Genomic DNA, 17,881 nt, shown 5'->3' on the forward strand with positions numbered 1-17,881 from the left:
TCTCTATAAATCGATACGCGGAACGGTGAATGCGCCGTCGAGCGACTTCAACTCGGCGCGATGCAGTTCGGCCAGGCGCGCGAGCAGCTTTTCTCCGGCGGCGAGCAGATGCACTTCCACCTGGCGGCGGTCGCGCTCGCTCACGCGCCGCTCGACGAGCTCGATCGCCTCGCAGCGCGAGACAAGCGCGACCACGCCGTGATGCTGTGCCTGCAAACGCTCAGCCAGCTCGCCAATGGTTGCCCACGTGCGGCCGGGATAGCCCTTCACATGCAGCAGCAGCAGGTATTGCAGCGGCGTAATGCCCTCGGCCTGCGCGGCCTGCTCCGAGAAACGCTCGAAACGGCGCATCTGGTAGCGGAATTCGGAGAGCTGTTCGAAGTCGGCCTTGTCGAGATCGCGCGCGCTTTTTTTCATTGGAAGTCCATGGAACGGTTCAGTCTCCTAATTTATCACGATATGATATTTTTCTTCGAAAGCGTCTGTTACAGCGGCATCGCGACCAGATCGATTGGCGCGAACCCGGGCGCAAACGCGCTCAGGCCGGCGCCTGCTGCGGCGTCTTCGCCTGGTGGTAGAGCCCGGAGATCAAATCGGCTTGCGTGATGATGCCCGCGAGCCGGTGTTCGTGATCGACCACCGGCACGTGATGGTGCCCGCGGCCCGCGAAGATGCGTACGAGTTCGACGATCGGCGTCGTGTGCGCAACGGTCAGCACATGCGTGGTCATCAGCGAGCCGACGTTCTGGCCGGACTCTGCATTCGGCCGCACGAGCCGCGAAATCGCATGGAGCATGAGACGCAGCGGATGCCGCTCACGCCCCTCGTCGGCGAGGTCGGCGCGCGTGACGATGCCCTTCACCTGGCGCTGCGCGTCGACCACGGGCAGTGCCTTCACGTCGTGGCGCTTGAGCAGCGAGCGCGCTTCGCCCACGGTCGTGGCGGCTGTGATGCTCACTACGTTGGCCGACATGACGTCCGCGCAGGTCAGCTCGCCGAAGCTGCGCGCGTACGCGCGGATCTCGGCGTCCTGCAGCACGGCTTCGAGGTCGTCGGTGTCGATGTCGAGCATTTCGTCGCGATCGCGCAGCACGGCTTCGAGGTCGGCGCGGGTGAAACCGGCGTGCGCGGGCGCGGGCACGGCCACGCTTGGGCGCCGCGCGGCGTGCGGGTAGCGATGCCCCGTGGCGGCGTGATAAACGAGCGCGCCGCCGAGCAACAGGAACGACTGCAGCGCGACGGGCAGGAACACGAACTCATAACCGAGCGCATGCACGGCCGGACCGCCCAGCACGGCGGTGAGCGCGACCGCGCCCGAAGGCGGATGCACGCAGCGCAGCGTGAACATCGCGACGATGGCAACGGCAACGGCCACGGCGGCGGCGGCCACGGGGTCGTGTATCCACATTGCAGCGCTCACGCCGACGGTGGCGGAAACGAGGTTGCCGCCGATGATCGACCACGGCTGCGCGAGCGGGCTCGCTGGCACGCCAAAGAGCAGCACGGCCGAGGCGCCCATGGGTGCGATCAGATACGGAATGGCCGGATCGCCGCCGAGCAGCCGATGCGTCACTGCGCCGGTGAGGGCGATGCCGACCAGCGCGCCGCCGCCCGAGCGCAGGCGCTCGCGCCATGTGATGGTGACCCCGGAGGGGATGAAGCGGGTGAGCCAGCGAAGGACCTTGAAGCGGGACACGATTCGGAGCGGGTTTGAAACGGATAGGGAGCGCAGACGGCTCGGCACCGCCCAAAGAGGCGCAATTATATCTCAACGTGATATATATCGCGACACTTCGTCGCTTCGGGTTGTCCCGAGGATGGCGCAGAGGCGGGAGATTTTGAGGGACGCAACGAGAGCCGCGCAGCGTGTGGCGGCAGTTGAGGCAGCGGTAGAAGCGCCGCCGCGGGCGCGGCGACGCTTTTATCAGGCTGGCGGCCGGTTCGACCTGAAGCCTGTATTAGCTGGCATTACCGGCATGCGGCGGCTGACCCGCGAGACGTGGCGCAGGGGCGGCGTTGGGATGGCCGTCGGGGTGGCGGTGGTGGCCGGCATTCGCGCTGGCGTTCGCGTTCTGGTTGCGGTTCGGCGCGGGCGGCGGGCGATGGGCAGCGGTGTGCACCGGCGCATGCCCGCCCGGCTGCGGCCGGTTGCCATGTGGCGGCATGCCATGCGGCGGCGCGCCGTGCGGCTGCATCGTCACGTGCACGCGCTGGGATTCGGGCACGCGTGCGTGTTGCATTGGCAGATGGCCTTCGTTGCGGGCCATCACCACGCGCAATTCCGCGCGGCGGTGCAGGACTTCGCCGCGCAGGTCGCCGCGGCCGTACAGGCGGCGCTGGCGGTGGCCGTCCGGCCCCACAATCCAGATATACGTGCTGCCGCCGGCGTAGACCACGTCGCGATCGAGCACGACCGAAACGTACGCGTCGTAGGGCTGCGGCACGTACACCGGCTGGGCGACGACGACAGGCGGGGGAGGCGGCGGGGGCGCGGCAACCACGACGGTGGGGTGCGCGGGTGCGGTGGCCACGCGGGGGCTGCTGACGCAGCCGCTAATCAGCAGGGTTCCGGCCAGGGATGCGAACAGGACAAATGCAGACGGCAGAGCGCGCGGTTTCGCGTTCAAGCGGGACTCCGGAATGAGGGGTTGTTGGTCCCGTGTGTTAACGGCAAATGCCCGAGGGGCTTGAGAAAGCGCTCGCCGACTAATGGCTCGCTCCACGCCCAGCCATCCGTTTTTCGCATACCAGTGTTTCCAATTTGTGATTTTACGATGGCATATCGGCTTCCTATACTCGGCCGCGAAACGTCAGATTTCGCACCGATTCCGGAGACAGCCCCGCCATGAACGCCCCCGACCGTGCCGCCGTAGAAGCCGCATCGCTAGCCGCATCTGTTTCGCTCGACGACAAATACACGCTGGAAAAAGGCCGCGTATACATCAGCGGCACCCAGGCGCTGGTGCGCCTGCCCATGCTGCAAAAGGCGCGCGATCGCAAGGCCGGGTTGAATACCGCGGGCTTCGTCTCCGGCTATCGCGGCTCGCCGCTAGGCGCGCTAGACCAGTCGCTATGGAAGGCGAAGAAGCACCTCCAGGCGCACGACGTCGTGTTCCAGCCCGGCGTGAACGAGGACCTCGCCGCCACGGCCGTGTGGGGCACGCAGCAGATCAATCTCTGGCCCGACGCGCAGCGCGACGGCGTGTTCGGCATGTGGTACGGCAAGGGCCCGGGCGTCGACCGCACCGGCGACGTGTTCAAGCACGCCAACTCGGCGGGCAGCGACGCGCGCGGCGGCGTGCTCGTGCTCGCGGGCGACGACCATGCGGCGAAGTCGTCTTCGGTGGCGCACCAGTCGGAGCACGCGCTCATCGCTGCGGGCATTCCCGTGCTGTATCCCGCGAACGTGCAGGAATATCTCGATTACGGTTTGCATGGCTGGGCCATGAGCCGCTACTCGGGCCTGTGGGTCGCCATGAAATGCGTGACCGACGTGATCGAATCGACCGCGTCGATCGATCTCGACCCGGATCGCGTGGAGATCGTCACGCCCGCCGACTACACCATGCCCGAAGGCGGCCTCAATATCCGCTGGCCGGACACCCCGCTCGCCCAGGAAGCGCGTCTGCTCGACGAGAAGTGGTACGCCGCGCTCGCCTACGTGCGCGCGAACCGCCTGAACCGCGTGGTGATCGATTCGCCGCGCGCGCGCTTTGGCATCATGACCGCGGGCAAGGCGTATCTCGACGTGCGCCAGGCGCTCACCGACCTCGGCCTCGACGATGAAACCTGCGCGCAGATCGGCGTGCGCGTGCTCAAGGTGGGCTGCGTGTGGCCGCTCGACGCGCAAGACGCGCGCGGCTTCGCCACGGGGCTCGAAGAAATTCTCGTCGTGGAGGAGAAGCGCCAGATTCTCGAGTACGCGCTCAAGGAGGAGCTATACAACTGGCGCGAAGACGTGCGCCCCAAGATCTACGGCAAGTTCGACGAGCGCGACAACGAAGGCGGCGAATGGTCGGTGCCGCGCGGCAACTGGCTGTTGCCGGCGCACTACGAACTCTCTCCCGCACTGATCGCCAAGGCCATCGCGCGGCGTCTCGCGCGCGCGGATTTGACCAATGCGGTGCCCGAGGAAGTGCGCGCGCGCATGCTCGCGCGCGTGGCGATCATCGAGGCGAAGGAGCGTGAAGCGGCCAAGCCGCGCGTGACGGTGGAGCGCAAGCCGTGGTTCTGCTCGGGGTGTCCGCACAACACGTCGACCAACGTGCCCGAAGGGTCGCGGGCGCTGGCGGGCATTGGCTGCCACTACATGTCGATGTGGATGGACCGCAAGACCGAAACGTTCAGCCAGATGGGCGGCGAAGGCGTGGCGTGGATCGGCCAGATGCACTTCTCGGGCGACAAGCACGTGTTCGCGAATCTCGGCGACGGCACGTACTTTCACTCAGGACTGCTGGCGATTCGCGCGGCCATCGCGTCGAACGCCAACATCACCTACAAGATTCTCTACAACGACGCCGTGGCGATGACGGGCGGCCAGCCCGTGGACGGCGTGCTCACCGTGCCGCAGATCGCGCACCAGGTCCATGCGGAAGGTGCGAAGCGCATCGTTATCGTGACGGATGAGCCGGAAAAATACGACTCCACTATCGTGCTACCCGCCGGTGTGGACGTCCATCATCGCGACCAGCTCGATAGCGTGCAGCGCACCTTGCGCGACACCGCCGGCACCACCGTGCTGATCTACGACCAGACCTGCGCCACGGAAAAGCGCCGCCGCCGCAAGCGCGGCGCGTATCCGGACCCGGCCCGCCGCGCGTTTATCAACGACGCCGTGTGCGAAGGCTGCGGCGACTGCTCGGTGCAGTCGAACTGCCTTTCCGTCGAGCCGCTCGACACGCCGCTCGGCACGAAACGCAAGATCAACCAGTCGTCGTGCAACAAGGACTTCTCGTGCGTCAAGGGTTTTTGCCCGAGCTTCGTGACGGCCGAAGGTGCGCAGTTGCGCAAGCCGCGCGCGGCGAATGCGTCGAGCGCCGCATCGATCGATTTCGACGCGTTGCCCATGCCTCTCCTCCCGCAACTGGCGAAGCCCTACGGCATTCTCGTGACGGGCGTGGGCGGCACGGGCGTCGTGACCATCGGCGGGCTGATCGGCATGGCCGCGCATCTCGCGGGCAAGGGGGTGACCGTGCTCGATATGGCTGGCCTCGCACAAAAAGGCGGCGCCGTGCTGAGCCACGTGCAGGTGGCGGCCACGCCCGCCGCCTTGCATGCCACGCGCATCGCCACGGGCGAGGCGCGCCTCGTGATCGGCTGCGACGCGATCGTCTCTGCTTCGGGCGACGTGCTTTCGCGCACCCAGCATGGCGTGACGGTCGCGGCGATCAACAGCGGCGCGACGCCTACTGCGGAATTCGTCAAGAATCCTAAGTGGACGTTTCCGGGCACGCAAACCGAAGCGGAGCTGCGCGCGAGCATCGGCGAGGGTTGTGCGTTCGTGGATGCCAATGCACTCGCGCTCGCCTTGCTTGGCGACACGATCTACAGCAATCCGCTCCTGCTCGGCTACGCGTGGCAAAAGGGCTGGCTGCCGCTCGAACTCGCGCATCTGCGGCGCGCGATCGAACTCAACGCCGTGGCCGTGGAAAAGAACCAGCAGGCGTTCAACTGGGGGCGCTACGTCGCGCACCATGGCGAGGCGGCCGTGCGCGCGTTCACGAAAACGCCCGCAGCGCCGCAGGCCATCGTTCTGCAGATGCCCGAATCGCTGGACAAGGTGATCGCCGCGCGCGAAGTGTTGCTCACGGCATATCAGAACACCGCGTACGCGCAGCACTATCGCCGCGTAGTCGACCGTATTCGCGCGAAGGAGACAGCGCTTGGCGGCGACGCGAAGCTGCCGCTCACGCTCGCCGTCGCCGTGAATCTCGCGAAGCTGATGGCTTACAAGGACGAATACGAAGTCGCGCGTCTTTATGCCGATCCTGCGTATCTGCAGAAATTGCGCGAGCAGTTCGAAGGCGAGCCGGGCCGCGACTACAAGCTGAACTTCTGGCTCGCGCCGCCGCTGCTCGCGAAGCGCGACGAGCACGGCCATCTCGTGAAGCGCCGCTTCGGTCCGTGGGTGCTGCCGGTGTTGCGCACGCTGGCCCGCATGAAGGGACTGCGCGGCACGGCGTTCGACGTGTTCGGCAAGACCGAAGAACGTCGCGACGAACGCCGCTCGATCGTGGAATACGTGGCGCTCGTGGACGAATTCTGCGCGAGCCTCGACACACAGCGCGTGGCCGCCGCGCTCCAGCTTGCCGCGCTGCCCGACGAGATTCGCGGCTTCGGCCACGTCAAGGCGCGCAATCTTGCTGCGGCGGAGAAAAAGAAGGAGCGCTTGCTCGCGGACTATCGCACGCCCGCGGCGCAGCGCGCCACGGCGTGAGAGGCGTAAAAGCGATCAGGGAAGCAGGCGCCTGCCGATCAAGCGTGGCAGGCGCAGCGCAAACCCACTCACGAGCCGCAGATGCATGCCCGCGAGCAGCAGGTTGTCGCGCACGTAGTTGAAATGCGAAACGCCGCCTTCATCGGCGCCGAAGTAGCGCACCGGCGCTTCGATCTGGATGGGCCGCACCCCGGCCCAGCACAGGCGCACGGCGGCTTCGGGATCGAAGTCGAAGCGGCGCATCCACGTCTGGCGCTCCATGATCGCCTTGAGCGGCGCGATGGGGTACACGCGAAAGCCGTAAAGCGAATCGCCGATACCGGCCCACAACGTTTCGAAGTCGGCGAAGAAGTTCGAGACGCGCCGTCCCTGCACGCGCAGTTGCGGCGCGCTTGCGTCGAACTTCGGCCGACCCAGCACCATGGCTTCAGGCGCGGCCTGCGAGGCGGCCATGAATTCGGGAATCAACGCGGTGGGGTGCTGGCCGTCGGAATCCATCGTCAGCACGTGAGTGAAACCGCGCGCGGCGGCGGCTTCGAGCCCGGCGAGCACCGCGCCGCCCTTGCCGCGGTTGGTGGGCAGCACGATGACGTGCAGGCCGGGGTCGTCGTTGGCCATGGCTTGCAGGCGCGCGGCGCTGCCATCGGTGCTGCCGTCCACCACGACCCATACGGGGTTCCATTGCGCGCGCGCGCTGCGCACCGTCTCTTCGAGCTTGGCACCGGGGTTGTAGCTCGGGATCAGGACAAGATGCGTGGACGAAGGCGTGGACATGGCAGCGGGTGCCTCTACAGCGTGAGACCCTGAAAAAATTTTAGGTCGCGCCGCTGCGCGTGCATAACCGCCGTGGCGGACGTCCGGCGCATCGTGCGCGGGGACTTCGTAACCGGATGCTTCGGCGCTCGAGCCCGTGCTTGTGCCGGGCGCGGAGCGCGACTGCCGCTTTGCGTCGAAGGGTTGCACAGACACTCGTATTTCCTCAGAGGATGCAGCGGCGGAATACGCGCCGCGTGTTCAGGCCAGGCCGCCGTTGATCGAGAGCACTTGCCCCGTCACGTAGGCGGCCGCGTCGGACACCAGGTACGCCACCATGGCCGCGACTTCCGCGGGCTGGCCGGCGCGCTGCGCGGGCACCAGCTGCTTGATGCGCTCGGCGGGAAACGCGCGCTCCGCCATGGGCGAAGCGATGATGCCGGGCGCCACGGCGTTCACGGTGATGCCGCGCGAGGCCAGCTCCAGCGAAAGCGATTTCGTTGCGCCGATCAGCCCGGCCTTCGCGGCCGCATAGTTCGCCTGGCCGCGGTTGCCCATCACGCCAGCGATCGAAGCGATGTTGACGATGCGCCCGCGGCGCGTGCGGATCATCGGCATGAGAAGCGGCTGCGTGACATTGAAAAAGCCGTTGAGCGAGACGTCGATCACGCGGCGCCATTGTTCGCGCCGCATGCCCACCAGCGGCGCGTCGTCGTGAATGCCCGCGTTGTTCACCAGGATCTGCACGGGCGCGTCTTCCACGAGGCGCGTAAGCGCGGCCTCGGTCGCGTCGGCGTCGGTCACGTCGAAGGCAATGGCGTGCGCGCTGCCGCCCGCCGCGACGATGCGCTGCGCAACCGCTTCGGCCTCTGCCAGACGCCGGTTCGCATGCACCCAGACCTCGTGGCCCGCTTGCGCGAGCGCAACGCTGATGGCCTGGCCGAGTGCGCCGCTGCCGCCCGTCACGAGTGCACGCATGCGTTTTTCTCCATCAATCCTGGCTGGCGCCGGCAATGACGTTACCGCACGCGGTGCGCCGCGACATAGGCAGCCAGCGAGCCGAGCGTCGCGAAGATTTTCTCGTTTTCCGGATTGTCCGAGCGCAGCTCGAAGCCGTACTTCTTCGAGATCAGCAGCGCGATTTCCAGGATGTCGATCGAGTCGAGCCCGAAGCCTTCGCCGTACAGCGGGGTGTCGGCGCTCACTTCGTTGAGCGAGACATCTTCCAGATTCAGCTCTTTCACGATCTGCGCGGCGAGCTCGTGTTCCAGTTCGTTCATCATGCGTGGGCTCTCCGGGCATGCGGACCGTAGCGGCGGCTGCCCGTTTTTAGGGTTCGTTGGATGTAAAAGTTACCAGGATTCTAAGTGAAGGGTATCGGTGCGTATACGGTGCTCCCCGGCGAAAGGGTTACAGAGGGTCGGTGCCAGGCGGCGCGCATTTTTGGGATCGGAACGCGCGAGATGCTTGCGCGGCTTCGGGCCTGTCTGGATCGGACAAAAGCCTTACCTGGCGCGATTCCGAACATTCAGTTACAAACCGGCAGCCGGCAGGACAGGTGATCGGGTCCCGCCAATCTTAAAATGTGCGTGCTTGCAAGAAACCGGCCCGATACTTGCATTTCCTATGATGATTCGTCGCGCTTGCCACGCCCTACGATTGACTTACAGCGCCATTTGCGATCGTTGCCAGATGCCTTGTCCGCTTAGCCATTGCGCCTCGGGTTGCACCGGGGCCGCCCGCCCGCCGGCGCCATGTGCACGGCAGGGCGGCGCGCGCCTTTGCGGAGGCAAGCGATGAGCGCGCTGGCAGCGGCGGCGCGCGCGGCGCTTGGGGTGGCGGCCGTGGCCGCCTGGCAAATCGGCGCGCACTACGCGGTGGCGACGCCGGGTGCGCATGGCTTCGGCCTTGCCATGGCGCTCGTGCCGCCGCTCGCCATTGCGCTGGCCGCGGCCGCCCGCTCGCCGCGCCGTGCGTGGCTGTTGCCGCTGTGGACACTCGTGGCGCTCGCGCTGTGGTTCATGCGCACGCCGCTTGCTCTGCATTTTGAATGGGGGCTGTATCTGGAGCATGTGAGCTTCAACCTCGCGATGGCGCTGCTGTTCGGGCGCACGCTCGCGGCGGGGCGCGTGCCGCTGTGCACGCAGTTCGCGACGATGATCCATGGCGGCACGCTCCCGCCGGCCGTCGCGCGCTATACGCGGCGCATCACGCTCGCATGGGCGCTCTTTTTCGTCGCGATTGCCGGCGTTTCGACGCTGCTGTTCGCGGTTGCACCGATCGTCGCGTGGTCGACGTTCGCCAACTATCTGGCGTTGCCGCTCGTGGCGGTGATGTTCGTCGCCGAGCATGCTTGCCGGCGTTTCGCGCTGCCGGGCGAGCCGAATGCCGGCATGCTCGACGCGATTCGCGCCTACCGGCAGACGACCCGGCACACGACGCCGGCGCACGCGGAGCATTCCTGACCATGGGTGCCGCTCGCCCGCCCGAGTCGAAGCAGGGCCAAACACAGGACTCCGCACAGGAATCCGCACAGGAATTCGTATCGACCGAAGTTATGCAGACTCATCCGCTCGTTTTTCATACGTCGCCCGAACAGGTCATTGCCTGGCGCGACGGCGCGCCCGTCACGGTGCGCGCTTTCCTCGCCGATGTCACGCGTGTGGCCGCGGCGCTGCCGGCGGGCGGCCACGTGTTCAACGTTTGCCGCGACCGCTACCGCTTTACCGTGGGCCTGTGCGCGGCGCTCGTCTCGGGCCGCGTCAGCCTGTTGCCCTCGACGCAGACGCCGGAGACGGTGCGCCAGCTCGCAACCTTCGCGCCCGACGCGTTCTGCCTGCACGACGCGCCCGACTGCGCGATCGACCTGCCGCGTTTCGCCTGGCCCGAAGCGCAGCAAGAAGCCGCTGGGGACGCGCCGTTCGCCGTCCCGCAGATCGACGCCTCGCGCATCGTGGCTTACGTGTTCACGTCGGGCTCCACCGGCGCGCCGGTGCCGCACGGCAAGACCTGGGGCGCGCTCGTGGCGGGCGTGCGCGCGTCGGCCGAGCGCCACGGTCTCCTCAGCGCGCACGACTGCACGATCGTGGGCACCGTGCCGCCGCAGCACATGTACGGTTTCGAAGTGACCGTGCTGCTCCCGCTGATCGGCGGTTTCGCGTTCAGCAACCGGCTGCCGTTCTATCCCGTCGATATCCGCAGTGAGCTCGAAGCGGTGCCGCATCCGCGCGTGCTCGTGACCTCGCCGATCCATCTGCGCGCGCTGCTCGCCACCGGCCACGCGCTGCCGCCGGCCGAACTGGTACTTTCGGCTACGGCGCCGCTCTCGGAAAAGCTCGCACTCGAAGCGGAAGCGCGCCTGAAGGCGCCGCTCGTCGAAATCTACGGCAGCACCGAAACCGGCCAGATCGCGACGCGCCGCACCGCGAAGGGCGCGACGTGGCAACTGTTCCCGCAGGTCCGTTTCGAAGCGCGCGAAAGCGCGGCACAGGACGACGAAGGCCCGACGATGTGGGTCTCGGGCGGCCACGTGCAAGAGCCGGTGCCGATGGGCGACGCCATCGAACTGCTCGATGCCGAGCGATTCCTGCTGCACGGGCGCAAGGCGGACCTCATCAACATCGCGGGCAAGCGGACCTCGCTTGCGTACCTCAACCATCAGCTCAATGCGATTGCGGGCGTAGAGGACGGCGTGTTCTTCATGCCTGCCCACCTCGAGCACGATGCGCTCACGGGCCACGACGTCGTGCAGCGCCTCGTCGCGCTGGTGGTCGCGCCCACACTGCCGCTCGCCGATCTGCAGCGCGCGCTGCGCGAGCGCATCGATCGTGCGTTCCTGCCGCGTCCGCTTGTGTTCGTCGACGCGCTGCCGCGCAATGACACCGGCAAGCTGCCCCACGACGTGCTCGCGGCGTTCGTCGCGCTGCATATGCGCGGCGGCCTCGCGAGCGCCGCGAAGCGCGCCCCGGAGGCGACGCAAGCGAGCGCCGCGTCGGCACCCGCGTCCACGTTTTCGTTTGCGATACCCGCCGATCATCCCGCGCTGCCCGGCCATTTTCCGGGCCACCCGATCGTGCCCGGCGTCGTGCTGCTCGATCGCGCCATCGACGCGATCGGCACGGCGCTGAACCGGCCGTTCGCCACGTGGAAGCTCAGCAGCGCGAAATTCCTGAGCCCGGCCGCGCCCGGCGAAACACTCGACCTTGCCTGGGACGCAGCGGCGAGCGGCGCAATCCGCTTCACGCTGCGCGCGGGGGCGCGCGATGTCGCGAGCGGCGTGCTCAGTGACGCAATGAGCGACGTATTCCGCGCCGGACCGCTCGCGCCTGCAAGCGCGCAAACCGGAGCGCGACCATGACGAAGCGCACCGACTGGGCGAACCAGCAGGAGCGCAGCAATACGCTGCTCCTGCGCATCATGACGTGGCTTTCGCTGCGACTCGGCCGCCGCGCGGGCCGCGCGCTGCTGCACCTGATCGCGCTGTATTTCGTGCTGTTTTCGCCGCGCGCGTGCGCGGCCTCGCGCGACTACCTGCGCCGCGTGCTGGGCCGCCCGGCGCACTGGCGCGACGTGTACCGCCACGTGTTCACGTTTGCCTCGACGATCCACGACCGCGTTTATCTGGCCAACGCGCGCTTCGACCTGTTCGACATCCGCCCCCATGGCCATACGCTCGTGGACGAAACGCTCGCCAAGGGGCGCGGCGTGTTTCTGATGGGCGCGCACCTCGGCAGCTTCGAGGTCGTGCGCGCGCTCGGCCGCACGCGGCCCGATCTGCGTGTGGTCGTGACGATGTACGAAGAGAACGCCCAGAAGATCAACGCGACGCTCGCCGCCGTGAATCCTGCGGCCAAGCCCGAAGTGATCGGGCTAGGACAGGTCGGCTCGATGCTGAAGGTGCACGAGCGTCTCGACCAGAACTGCATGGTGGGCATGCTCGCGGACCGCACGCTGCTTGCCGACGACACGGCCACCATGCGGCGCATGGGTTTTCTCGGCGAGCCGGCGGCGTTCCCGCTCGGACCGCTCTATATGGCCGCGATGCTCAAGCGCCCGGTGCTCTTCATGACCGGTCTGTACCGTGGCGGCAATCGCTACGACGTGCACTTCGAAACGCTGGCGGACTTCACCGACGTGCCGCGCGAAGCGCGCCAGCGCGCGATCGACGCCGCGCTCGTGCGCTACGTCACGCTGCTCGACCGCTATTGCCGCAAGGCGCCGTACAACTGGTTCAACTACTACGACTTCTGGCAGGGCGGCAAGCAGGGCGCGAGTGTCGGCGCGCCGCTATCGACAACTGTGGCGGCAACTGCTGCATCCCGCGCGCCGGCCCCGGCGCGCCGCCGTGAAACGCGACCTCACGCCGAGCTTCCCGTGCACGAGGTGACCGACGCATGAGCGCGATCCACCGTTCCCCAACGTTACGCGCGCGCTGCCTGCGCGTGCTGGCGAGCGCCGCTTTCGTCGGTGGCTTCGTCGTGATGGCGGGCGCGCCGGTCGTGCAGGCGCAGGCTGCGGAATCGGCGCAACCCGCATGGACGCTCGACCGCCTGATGTCCACGCTGGCGCAGCACAAGTCCGGCCGCGCAAGCTTCACAGAGACGAAATACCTCTCGATCGCCACGCAGCCCGTGGAATCGTCAGGAGAACTCGTGTTCGTCGCGCCCGACCATCTGGAAAAGATCACACAGAACCCGAAGCCCGAACACCTCGTGGTGGACGGCGACATGCTGACCGTGCAGCGCGAGAACCACAAATACACGCTCGCGCTTGCGCGCTATCCGGAGCTGGGCGCGTTCATCGAAAGCATCCGTGCGACGCTCGCGGGCAACCGCTTCGCGCTGGAACAGGTCTACAAGGTCGCGCTCGCGGGTGAGGGCGACGACTGGACGCTCACGCTCACGCCGCTCGACTCGCGCATGCGCAAGGTGGTGAGCACGATCACGATAGACGGCACGCGCGACGCGATGCGCAGCGTCTCGATCCAGCAGGCCGACGGCGACCATTTGGTGATGCGCCTGCACGCCCTTTCCGCGGACACGAACTGATGAACCCGCGCGCCCATCCGCTCCTCGCACGCGGCTTCGCGCTCGCGCAGCGCCGCGCCGTCGCGGTGTGGCTGCTGTGCCTCGTTGCGTGCGCGGTGGCGATCGGGCGCGCGAATTTCACCGCCGACCTCTCGGCGTTCCTGCCGCGCTCGCCGACCCCCACGCAGCAAGTGCTCGTCGATCAACTGCGCGACGGTCTGGCTTCGCGGCTCATTCTCATTGGCATCGACGGCGGCTACGAGAGCACGCGCGCCGCGCTCTCGCGCCGCGTGGCGGCGACCTTGCGTGCGGACCCGCAATTCGTGGCGATTCACAACGGCTCGGGCCAGAACGATGCACGCGACGAGCAGTTCATGTTCTCGCACCGCTACGTGCTGAGCCCCGCGGTCACGCCGCAACATTTCACGCAACAGGGGCTGCACGAGGCGCTGGGCGAGAGCCTCGATCTGTTGACGTCTTCGGCCGGGCTGGTTGCCAAGGACCTGCTGCCGCGCGATCCCACCGGCGAAGTGGCGGCGATGCTCGGCCAGCTCGACAGCGCGTCGCAGCCCGAGAGCCGCGGCGGCGTATGGGCCTCGCGTGACGGCCGGCGCGCCGTGCTAGTGGCGCAAACTGCCGCCGCCGGCTCCGACACCGACGCGCAGGCCCATGCCATCGACGCTGTGCGCGCGGCCTTCGCTGCCGCCACGCGCACCTTGCCCAATGCTTCGGCCTACCAGGTATTGCTGACGGGGCCCGGCGTGTTCGGCGTTGCCACGCGCGACGCCATCCGCCACGACGTGGAGCGCCTCTCTACCTTGAGCCTCGTGCTGATCGTCGCACTGTTGCTCACGCTGTACCGCTCGCCGCGCACGCTGGCGCTCGGCCTGTTGCCGGTACTTTCGGGCGTGGCGGCGGGCATCGCCACGGTGTCGCTCGTGTTCGGCACGGTGCATGGCTTGACGCTCGGCTTCGGCACGACGCTGATGGGCGAGGCGGTGGACTACTCGATCTATCTGTTCGTGCAGTCGTCGCAGGGCGGCCCACATGGCGCGCCGCAGAGCCGCGACACCATGCGTGCGTGGCTTGCCGCCTACTGGCCGACCATTCGCCTTGGCGTGCTCACCTCGGTGTGCGGCTTTGCGACGATGCTGTTCTCGGGCTTTCCGGGCCTCGTGCAACTCGGGCTCTATTCGATCGCGGGCCTCGTGAGCGCCGCGCTCGTGACGCGCTTCGTGCTGCCGCAGTTGTGCGGCGGCGCCGTGGCGATTCGCGACGTTTCGCGCATCGGCGCGGTGCTCGCCCGGTTTGCGTACGCAGCACCCCGGCTGCGCTGGCCGCTCGCGGCACTCGTGCTCGCCGCGGTAGCCTCGCTCTGGCTGCATCGCGACGATCTCTGGAGCCACGAGCTTGCCTCCCTGAGCCCCGTGCCCGCCGCGAGCCAGGCGCTCGACACGCGCCTGCGTGCGGACGTGGGTGCGCCCGACGTGCGCTATCTCGTGGTGATACCGGCCGCGAGCGAGCAGGCCGCGCTCGAAGGCGCAGAGAAGGTCGGGGCGCAACTGCAGCCGCTCGTCGAGCGTGGCTTGCTGGGCGGCTTCGAGAGCCCCGCGCGTTACCTGCCGAGCGACGCCACGCAGCATGCGCGCCTGGCGAGCCTGCCGGAGAAGGACGTGCTCGCAGCACGCATGCAGGAGGCGATCAAGAACCAGCCAGTGGACGTGAGACCCGACGCCTTCGCGCCTTTCCTCGCCGATGTCGAGGCGGCGCGCAACGCGCCGCTCGTCACACGCACGGACCTCAAAGGCACGTCGATGGCACTGGCCGTCGACGCGCTCCTGACCCAGCGCGACGGCCAGTGGAACGCCATGCTCGCCTTGCGCGCGCCGCGCCATTCACAGGGCGCACAGGCCACGCAGGCCGCGAACACGCCGAGCCTCGACGCCAGCACCGTGAGCGACGCCGTCGCGCGTGCGAACGTGCCGGGCGCACTCTTCGTCGACTTGAAGACCGAAGCCGACCGCATGTACCTCGACTACGTGCACGAAGACATCCGCCTCTCGCTCGCGGGCTTTGTCGTCATTGTCGTGCTGCTGGCGCTCGCGCTGCGCTCGTTCTCGCGCGCGGCGCGTGCGCTCGCGCCGCTCGTCGCGGCGGTGCTGGTCGTGGCGGCGGGATTCGCGCTGGCGGGCGTATCGCTCACCATCCTGCACCTGATCGGCATGCTGCTCATCGTCGCGGTGGGCTCGAACTATGCGTTGTTCTTCTGCAAGCGCGACGACGAAGCGGGCATCACGCCGCGCACGCTCGTCTCGCTGCTCGTTGCCAATCTCGCGACGGTAGCGGGTTTTGGCCTGCTCGCGCTCTCGCACGTGCCGCTGCTCGAAACGTTCGGGCTCACGGTTGGGCCGGGCGCGATGCTCGCGCTCATATTCGCGGCGATTCTCGCGCCGCCGCTCGTACGCGGGAGCGACGAGGCGCATAGGGCTGCCGATAACCCCGAAGAGCGGCAGGCGGCCAGCCCGCGCACCGAACGCACGCACATGAGCCACCCGCACGGAGGCCGCGCATGAACTCGGCTTCGTTGCCCTCTACGCGCGTGAAGGCCGCGACCGCTACGGCGCGCCGCTGGAAGCCTTCGCCGTTCATTGGCGCAGCGGCAGCGGTGCACGCGGGCGCGGCCGCCGGCCTGGTTGCGCATCCGGGTGCGTGGCCGTGGGCCGCGGGTAGCGTAGTCGCCTCGCATCTCGCGCTGACTGCCGCGGGCCTGTGGCCGCGCAGCGCATTGCTCGGCCCGAACTGGACGCGACTGCCCGAGCACGCGGGGCAGCGTATCGCGCTCACGATCGACGATGGTCCGGACCCCGAAGTGACGCCGCGTGTGCTCGACCTGCTCGACCGGTTTGATGCGCGCGCAACGTTCTTCTGCATCGGCGATCTGGCGCAACGCTACCCGCATCTGGTGGAGGCGATCGTGGCGCGCGGCCATGCCGTCGAGAATCATAGCCAGCGCCATCGGCATACATTCTCCCTCTCGGGGCCGCTCGCGATGAAGCGCGAGATCGAGGCGGCGCAGCGCGCGCTCACCGAAATCGCGGGTACGCCGCCGCGCTTCTTCCGCGCACCGGCGGGCCTGCGCAATCCGTTCCTCGAGCCGGTGCTGTGCGGCCTCGGCCTGCGCCTCGCAAGCTGGACGCGGCGCGGCTTCGACACCTGCGCGAAAGACGCCGGCACGGTCACGCACCGCCTGCTCGATGGCCTGGCCGAGCGCGACATCCTTCTTGTGCACGATGGCCATGCAGCGCGCGACGCGCGCGGCGAGCCGCTCGTGCTCGACGTGCTGCCGCCGCTCCTGCGCGCCGCCGCCGAACGCCAGCTACAGTGGACGACACTGCGCGCGTGCCTCGACGGCGAAGCCGGTCAACCCTGATTCCACCGCAGCGACAACGGACCGACTGACGTGAAACCACTCCTCCTTTCGCATTTCACCGCTACCAGCTGCCTCGGGCGCGGGCTCGACGCGACGCTCGCTGCGTTGCGCGGCAAGCGCGGTGGGCTCGCGCGCTGCGACTTCGCGCGCGCGGATCTCGATACGTGGATCGGCGCGGTGGCGGACCTGGAGAGCGAGACCGTGCGTGCCGACCTCGCGGACTACGCGTGCCGCAACCACCGCCTCGCGCAAATCGGCTTCACGCAGGACGGGTTTGCCGAGCACGTTCGGGCCGCGATTGCACGCTATGGTGCGGATCGCGTGGGCGTGTTCGTCGGCACCAGCACCTCGGGCATTCTCGAAACCGAAAACGCGTACCGGCAGCGGGACCTGGAAAGCGGCGCGCTCAGGCCGGGCTTCCACTACGCACAAACGCACAACCCGTTCGCGCTGGCCTCATTCGTGCGCGCGTATTTCGGCCTGCGCGGACCGGCAACCTCGATTTCTTCTGCCTGTTCTTCGGGCGCGAAGGTGTTCGGATCCGCGCGCCGCATGATCGAAGCGGGGTTGATCGACGCGGCGGTGGTAGGCGGCGTCGATTCGCTCTGCTTGACAACCTTGTACGGCTTCAATTCGCTCGAACTGCTTTCGCGCGACCCGTGCCGCCCGTTCGACGTGAATCGCAACGGCATTTCGATTGGCGAGGCCGCGGCGTTCGCCTTTCTCGAACGCCCGCCCGCCACGCCGGACGACGACGCCATCCTGCTGCTTGGCGTGGGCGAATCGAGCGATGCGCACCACATGTCGTCGCCGCATCCCGAGGGACTCGGCGCGCGCGCCGCAATGACGCAGGCACTTTCCACAGCAGGCGTGGCCGCAAGCGAGGTCGGCTACATCAATCTGCATGGCACGGCCACGCCGAGCAACGACGCCGCCGAAAGCCGCGCGGTCAACGCCCTGTTCGAGCGCACGCCGTGCAGTTCGACCAAGGGCGCGACGGGGCACACGCTCGGTGCGGCGGGCGCGCTCGAAGCGGTGATCTCGGCGCTCGCGCTGCGCCATCGCTTCGTGCCCGCCGGCGTCAACACCACGCAGCCCGACGCGGCGCTCGGCCTTGACTACGTGCTCGAAAGCCGAGAGTCGCAAGTGGGTGCCGCGCTCAGCAACTCATTCGGTTTTGGCGGCACGAACTGCAGCCTCCTGTTCGGCCGCGCGGACCGCGCACATCACGGATGA

At 67.8% G+C, this 17,881-nt stretch carries 14 protein-coding genes; 8 read left to right on the forward strand and 6 right to left on the reverse strand.

Annotation, left to right across the window (positions count from 1 at the left end):
* Positions 1–3 precede the first annotated feature (3 nt).
* From U5A65_RS28800 to U5A65_RS28810, 3 genes are all read right to left on the reverse strand, one after another.
* Positions 4–417: a MarR family winged helix-turn-helix transcriptional regulator gene (locus U5A65_RS28800; protein ID WP_321914114.1), complete on the reverse strand. Its 414-nt coding sequence runs from the start codon at positions 415–417 to the stop codon at positions 4–6.
* A 121-nt stretch (positions 418–538) separates the two neighbouring features.
* Positions 539–1,696 (reverse strand): HPP family protein, encoded by a 1,158-nt coding sequence (locus U5A65_RS28805; protein ID WP_321948627.1) that lies wholly within the window; start codon positions 1,694–1,696, stop codon positions 539–541.
* 262 nt (positions 1,697–1,958) lie between these two features.
* Entirely contained in the window at positions 1,959–2,531 is a 573-nt protein-coding gene (locus U5A65_RS28810; protein WP_321948628.1) for a hypothetical protein, read from the reverse strand.
* Between the two features lie 314 nt (positions 2,532–2,845).
* Between U5A65_RS28810 and U5A65_RS28815 the strand changes: the two genes are divergently transcribed.
* Positions 2,846–6,436, forward strand: coding sequence for an indolepyruvate ferredoxin oxidoreductase family protein (locus U5A65_RS28815; RefSeq protein ID WP_321948629.1), 3,591 nt, complete (start codon positions 2,846–2,848; stop codon positions 6,434–6,436).
* A 15-nt stretch (positions 6,437–6,451) separates the two neighbouring features.
* Here U5A65_RS28815 and U5A65_RS28820 read toward each other — a convergent pair whose 3' ends face one another.
* From U5A65_RS28820 to U5A65_RS28830, 3 genes are all read right to left on the reverse strand, one after another.
* Positions 6,452–7,210, reverse strand: coding sequence for a glycosyltransferase family 2 protein (locus U5A65_RS28820; protein ID WP_321914110.1), 759 nt, complete (start codon positions 7,208–7,210; stop codon positions 6,452–6,454).
* Between the two features lie 240 nt (positions 7,211–7,450).
* On the reverse strand, positions 7,451–8,167 hold the full coding sequence (fabG, locus tag U5A65_RS28825) for a 3-oxoacyl-ACP reductase FabG (protein WP_321914109.1): 717 nt from the start codon (positions 8,165–8,167) through the stop codon (positions 7,451–7,453).
* A 41-nt stretch (positions 8,168–8,208) separates the two neighbouring features.
* Positions 8,209–8,469, reverse strand: coding sequence for a phosphopantetheine-binding protein (locus U5A65_RS28830; protein ID WP_321936710.1), 261 nt, complete (start codon positions 8,467–8,469; stop codon positions 8,209–8,211).
* 516 nt (positions 8,470–8,985) lie between these two features.
* On the opposite strand from U5A65_RS28830, the gene U5A65_RS28835 reads away from it, so the two are divergent.
* From U5A65_RS28835 to U5A65_RS28865, 7 genes are all read left to right on the forward strand, one after another.
* Positions 8,986–9,654 (forward strand): hypothetical protein, encoded by a 669-nt coding sequence (locus U5A65_RS28835; RefSeq protein WP_321914108.1) that lies wholly within the window; start codon positions 8,986–8,988, stop codon positions 9,652–9,654.
* A gap of 92 nt (positions 9,655–9,746) precedes the next feature.
* A complete protein-coding gene (locus U5A65_RS28840) occupies positions 9,747–11,546 on the forward strand; it encodes an AMP-binding protein (RefSeq protein ID WP_321948630.1) in 1,800 nt (599 codons plus the stop codon).
* A complete protein-coding gene (locus tag U5A65_RS28845) occupies positions 11,543–12,586 on the forward strand; it encodes an acyl-CoA synthetase (protein ID WP_321948631.1) in 1,044 nt (347 codons plus the stop codon). Before U5A65_RS28840 ends, U5A65_RS28845 begins: the two co-directional genes overlap by 4 nt.
* Positions 12,583–13,236 carry an outer membrane lipoprotein carrier protein LolA gene (locus tag U5A65_RS28850; RefSeq protein ID WP_321948632.1) on the forward strand — a complete coding sequence of 218 codons (654 nt, stop codon included), beginning with the start codon at positions 12,583–12,585 and terminating at the stop codon, positions 13,234–13,236. The genes U5A65_RS28845 and U5A65_RS28850 overlap by 4 nt, the downstream gene beginning before the upstream one ends.
* The gene (locus U5A65_RS28855; protein WP_321948633.1) at positions 13,236–15,788 is read left to right on the forward strand and encodes an MMPL family transporter; all 2,553 of its coding nucleotides are present in this window, start codon (positions 13,236–13,238) and stop codon (positions 15,786–15,788) included. Before U5A65_RS28850 ends, U5A65_RS28855 begins: the two co-directional genes overlap by 1 nt.
* The gene (locus tag U5A65_RS28860; RefSeq protein ID WP_321948634.1) at positions 15,785–16,645 is read left to right on the forward strand and encodes a polysaccharide deacetylase family protein; all 861 of its coding nucleotides are present in this window, start codon (positions 15,785–15,787) and stop codon (positions 16,643–16,645) included. Before U5A65_RS28855 ends, U5A65_RS28860 begins: the two co-directional genes overlap by 4 nt.
* A gap of 30 nt (positions 16,646–16,675) precedes the next feature.
* Positions 16,676–17,881: a beta-ketoacyl-[acyl-carrier-protein] synthase family protein gene (locus U5A65_RS28865; protein WP_321948635.1), complete on the forward strand. Its 1,206-nt coding sequence runs from the start codon at positions 16,676–16,678 to the stop codon at positions 17,879–17,881.

This window comes from Paraburkholderia sp. J10-1, assembly GCF_905220165.1.
Classification (GTDB): domain Bacteria; phylum Pseudomonadota; class Gammaproteobacteria; order Burkholderiales; family Burkholderiaceae; genus Paraburkholderia.

Excerpts from the sequence above, each read along its gene's own strand:
- U5A65_RS28800 (WP_321914114.1), bottom strand. The coding sequence starts at position 417 with ATGAAAAAAAGCGCGCGCGATCTCGACAAGGCCGACTTCGAACAGCTC.
- U5A65_RS28815 (WP_321948629.1), top strand. The coding sequence starts at position 2,846 with ATGAACGCCCCCGACCGTGCCGCCGTAGAAGCCGCATCGCTAGCCGCA.
- U5A65_RS28820 (WP_321914110.1), bottom strand. The coding sequence starts at position 7,210 with ATGTCCACGCCTTCGTCCACGCATCTTGTCCTGATCCCGAGCTACAAC.
- fabG (WP_321914109.1), bottom strand. The coding sequence starts at position 8,167 with ATGCGTGCACTCGTGACGGGCGGCAGCGGCGCACTCGGCCAGGCCATC.
- U5A65_RS28830 (WP_321936710.1), bottom strand. The coding sequence starts at position 8,469 with ATGAACGAACTGGAACACGAGCTCGCCGCGCAGATCGTGAAAGAGCTG.
- U5A65_RS28835 (WP_321914108.1), top strand. The coding sequence starts at position 8,986 with ATGAGCGCGCTGGCAGCGGCGGCGCGCGCGGCGCTTGGGGTGGCGGCC.
- U5A65_RS28840 (WP_321948630.1), top strand. The coding sequence starts at position 9,747 with ATGCAGACTCATCCGCTCGTTTTTCATACGTCGCCCGAACAGGTCATT.
- U5A65_RS28845 (WP_321948631.1), top strand. The coding sequence starts at position 11,543 with ATGACGAAGCGCACCGACTGGGCGAACCAGCAGGAGCGCAGCAATACG.
- U5A65_RS28850 (WP_321948632.1), top strand. The coding sequence starts at position 12,583 with ATGAGCGCGATCCACCGTTCCCCAACGTTACGCGCGCGCTGCCTGCGC.
- U5A65_RS28855 (WP_321948633.1), top strand. The coding sequence starts at position 13,236 with ATGAACCCGCGCGCCCATCCGCTCCTCGCACGCGGCTTCGCGCTCGCG.
- U5A65_RS28860 (WP_321948634.1), top strand. The coding sequence starts at position 15,785 with ATGAACTCGGCTTCGTTGCCCTCTACGCGCGTGAAGGCCGCGACCGCT.